Genomic DNA, 2090 nt, shown 5'->3' on the forward strand with positions numbered 1-2090 from the left:
TCGGCGCGGCGCTCATCGAGGGGCTGGAGAAGATCCACCAGGTCGGGCTGCTGCACCGGGATCTCAAGCCCCAGAACATCCTGCTCGGTCCGGACGGCCCCAAGGTGATCGACTTCGGACTGGCGCTGCTGCTGGAGCGGAGGCACGAGCGGGAGCTCACCGAGCCCGGCGGGGTCGTCGGCACCCTCGCCTACATGCCGCCCGAGCAGGCCCGGGGCGACCGGGAGCTGACCGGGGCGGCCGACGTCTACGCGCTCGGCGCCACCCTGGTCTTCGCGGCCACCGGACGTTCGCTGTATCCCGGGGTCCGTGGCTACGCGCTGCTGGGCCACATCGCCGATCCCGCCATCCGGCCGGATCTGGACGCGGTTCCGGCCGAACTGGCGTCGCTGCTCGGCGCGATGCTCGCCTTCGAGCCGGCCGCCCGGCCGTCGCTGGACGCGTTGATGACCGGCCTGATGGACGTCGCGACCGCGGGTGGCCGGACCGGGGCGCGGCTGCGGCGCCGTCTCGTGGCCCGGACGTTCGTCGCGTCCGCTAGCGGGCCCGAGCTGTACGACGCCGACCCGCGGGAGGAGCCGTGGGACGACCAGACGGCGGTCCCGTGGGGATCATCCGGCTCGGACCATGCCGAGTGGGCGGCCGAGGGGGTGGATGCCGGGGGCACGGAGGGCGGAGAAACGCGGAATACCGGGACAGACCATGCCGCACAGGCGACGCGGGTGCTGCCGGTACCGGACGGATCAGGTCCTCGGGTGGGCCCGGCTGCGTTACCGTCGCGGGCGTCCGTCAGTGTTGAGTGGCTGGTGACGCGCCTGCGCGCCGAGTACGCCCGCAACGCGGAGCTCTGAGCGGAGCCTGGCCGCGGGGAGGGAGCGCCGGGCCGGCATCGATGTCGGTGCTGGTACCGGCGCCGGCTCTCGGGACACGGTCACAGGCGGGCGTGCGAGGTCGGGGTGGGCCTGCGACGTGGGGACGTACGACGCAGAGGACGTAGGGACAGGGAAGGCAGGCGTTGGTGACAGCAGGGCGGCGCGGGTCGTACGCGCCGGGTGCACGGGTCCTCGTTCGTGACGAGGAGTGGCTGGTGCGCAGCGCCGTCCGGACGGCGCACGACGGGTACATGATCAAAGTGGTGGGGGCCTCGGAGTTCGTCCAGGACCGTGAGGCGACGTTCTTCGACGGGCTTGAGCCGGTCGAGGTGCTGCGCCCGGAGAACACCGTCCTGGTCGCCGACGACACGCCGCGGTTCCGGCGCGGCCGGCTGTATCTGGAGGCGGTGCTGCGCCGCACGCCGCTGCCGCGTGGCGAGCGCGGGCTGGCGCTGGCGGACTCGTTCGTGCTCGACCCGAAGGTCTACCAGCAGCGGCCGGCCGAGCTCGCGCTCGCCGGGCTACGCCCCCGCATACTGATCGCGGACGTGGTGGGCCTGGGCAAGACCCTGGAGATCGGGCTGATCCTGGCCGAGCTGGTCCGTCGCGGCCGGGGGGAGCGCATCCTCGTGGTGACGCCGCAGCACGTGCTCGAGCAGTTCCAGCACGAGCTGTGGACGCGTTTCTCCCTCCCGCTGGTCCGGCTGGACTCGGTGGGTATCGAGCGGATCCAGCGGGAGATCCCGGCCGGGCGCAACCCGTTCACCTATTTCAAGCGGGTCATCGTCTCGGTGGACACGTTGAAGAACGTCGGCATGTACGGCCATCACCTGGAGAACATCGGCTGGGACGCGGTCGTGATCGACGAGTCGCACAACCTGATCGGTTCGACGAGCCTGCGCAACCGGCTGGCGCGGCTGCTGGCCTCCCGTACCGACGCGCTGCTGCTGGCCAGCGCCACCCCGCACAACGGTGACAAGAAGTCCTTCGGCGAGCTGATCAGACTGCTCGACCCGGCCGCGATCGTCGATGTCGAGAACTACGCGAAAGAGGACATCGAACATCTCTACCTGCGCCGGACGAAGATCAGTCCGGAGGTCCGGGACGAGATCAGCAACGAGTGGGCCGAGCGGGGCCCGTCGGTGCCGTTACGCTGCCCGGCCACGGCCGCGGAGGAGAAGATCTTCGCCGAGCTCACCGAGGTCTGGCTGCCGCCCG

At 71.2% G+C, this 2090-nt stretch carries 2 protein-coding genes; both read left to right on the forward strand.

The annotated features are described in order from the left end of the window. The coding region (locus AC5LUJ_RS22390; protein ID WP_493465686.1) for a serine/threonine-protein kinase at positions 1–851 on the forward strand (851 nt) is incomplete at its 5' end. Positions 852–1087: 236 nt separating this feature from the next. Beyond that, positions 1088–2090 (forward strand): DEAD/DEAH box helicase (locus AC5LUJ_RS22395; RefSeq protein WP_493465687.1); only part of this gene is annotated, 1003 nt, incomplete at its 3' end.

Source organism: Protofrankia sp. CiP1_Cm_nod3, from assembly GCF_982290655.1.